Annotated in this window: 4 protein-coding genes; all 4 read right to left on the bottom strand. The window is 71.6% G+C overall.

Annotated elements, in window-relative coordinates:
• Positions 1-236: 236 nt before the first annotated feature.
• On the bottom strand, positions 237-449 hold the full coding sequence (locus ABFX54_RS56455) for a hypothetical protein (protein WP_346115585.1): 213 nt from the start codon (positions 447-449) through the stop codon (positions 237-239).
• A gap of 164 nt (positions 450-613) precedes the next feature.
• Complete coding sequence (locus tag ABFX54_RS56450; RefSeq protein ID WP_346115584.1) at positions 614-781, bottom strand: hypothetical protein; 168 nt, start codon at positions 779-781, stop codon at positions 614-616.
• A 121-nt stretch (positions 782-902) separates the two neighbouring features.
• Positions 903-1148: a PLD nuclease N-terminal domain-containing protein gene (locus ABFX54_RS56445; RefSeq protein ID WP_346115583.1), complete on the bottom strand. Its 246-nt coding sequence runs from the start codon at positions 1146-1148 to the stop codon at positions 903-905.
• A gap of 51 nt (positions 1149-1199) precedes the next feature.
• The gene (locus ABFX54_RS56440) at positions 1200-1730 is read right to left on the bottom strand and encodes a pyridoxamine 5'-phosphate oxidase family protein (protein ID WP_346115582.1); all 531 of its coding nucleotides are present in this window, start codon (positions 1728-1730) and stop codon (positions 1200-1202) included.
• Positions 1731-1816 lie beyond the last annotated feature (86 nt).

The raw sequence follows: 1816 nt of genomic DNA, 5'->3' as shown, positions 1-1816 counted from the left end.
CGGCAGGGCCGAAAGACACAACCTCGGTCCTCGATGAGGGCCTGGCAGGGCGAGCACGTTCGCGGGTCCGGCGCACGTCCCCGTCCTTGATGACGAACGCGCCCGCGGGTGCGGCGCCGAGGCCGAACCCGCCGCCGCGTCCACACACCAGCGGTGCGACCGCCTGCGCACGCGGCTCGGCAGACACCGCGCGCCCGATCTCGTCGTGCGAGGAACACCGCCTTCGCCGGGCTTGGTCACCGGATGAGGAGGTACAGCACCACCGCCACTCCGGCCAGGATGATCCCGTACATGACGAGGTCCTTGATCCATGTGGTGAAGCCACCGACCACCCGATGCCGATAGCCGACGAATCGGTCATGGGCGTCCCTGGCGGCCTGGCGGTAGGTGCCCAGCGTGTAGGCGACCACAACCGCGATCAGCAGCACCACCCATAGTCCAGGGGTCATGACGGGCCTCTTTCCGGGCCGGGTCGAGCTCACCGTGGAACTCCGGGTCACGCGGCGGGCCCCAGGTCGCCGCCGCGAGTCTGCGCCAGTCGTTCCTGCGAGATGACATACCTCCATGGCAGCCGCTGGAGCGGTCGCGGACACCGGTCGAACGTCACCGTTTCTCAGGACTTGGGCAAGGACCAAGGTCCCGCGGCCGGCTCGGCGCAGGAGGTGCCGACCACCGCGATCGGGCCGGGCGCGTGGCGGAGGAGGGAGTTCGTGACGCCGCGCTCACGTCCGACGACCACGAGGGTGAGGTGCTCCGTGCTGCCGTACGGCCGGACGCGCACGCCGGGACGACGGTCAGGGGCAGCCGCCAGACGCCTGCGACCGCCGGCGCCGCGAACCCGGCGGTCTCCCCCAGCGTGGCAGCCGTGGTCCAGTGTCACCACAGCCGCCGCGGGCCGCTGGTCACCGCCCGCACGTCCCCGTCCCGCAGGTCCGGGATCTTGACCGCTGCCGCCCCCACAGCAGGTAAGCGACAGGCCCGACCGGCTGGACGAAGATCGCCACCCACCACAGGCCCTTACGCCCGCGCACGTCACCGGCAGGCCGGACGCGGAGATCCACCGCGGCCACCGTCGTGAGCACGACCTCCACCGACGCCAGGGCGATCAGCGTCCCCTGCCGCCTCTTCGACATCTCGTTCCAGCGCATCGGGCTCTCCCCTCACTTGTTTCCCGGTTCCATCGCGGGCCGCCGGGCGGGTCAGGCCACGGGCACGCGGCCGCGCGCGAGCGCCGGGACGCGCATCCGCATGAGCGGGACGCCGATCCCGTACGTGACGAACCAGCCTTCCGGCACGATCTCGATGATTCGGCACGACGCCCGCCGCTCGCGTGGCACCATCCGCACCAGCTTCCCGCCGGCGGTGCCGTCGTCCAGGCCGCCCACCGGGCGCACGACCGCCGTCCCGTGGAAGCTGACGGTGGCGGGCGGGATGGGCGCGAGGAGCGACATGAGCCCGCCCCGCCGCACCGGCACCGTCACCGCGACCTGCCCGCTGATCCCGATGTGCCGGGCTTTCCAGCCGTCAGCCGCCACGACCACGTACAACCGGTGATCGGCGATCGTGTACAGGACTCCGCTGGAGCGCGGCCTCCCGTCCGGAGTGACGTGCCCGACGACCGCGAACGACGCTCTGCCCAGCTCCCGCCACACCTGCTCGCTGGTCAGCCGCGGCGTAAGATCCCGGCCGTCCGCTCCGGCGGCATCTCGGGGATCGGTGGCGGTCGACATGACGCACTCCTCTCGCCCTCGGCACGCCGTCACGGGAGCCGTACGTAGCCGTGACGGGACTTCCACATGAAGTACTTCTCGAACAT

Source organism: Nonomuraea maheshkhaliensis, from assembly GCF_039529435.1.
GTDB classification, from domain to species: Bacteria; Actinomycetota; Actinomycetes; order Streptosporangiales; family Streptosporangiaceae; genus Nonomuraea; species Nonomuraea maheshkhaliensis.
The sequence above is the reverse complement of the archived record's forward strand: the minus strand, read 5'-3'. Positions and strand labels throughout refer to the sequence as shown.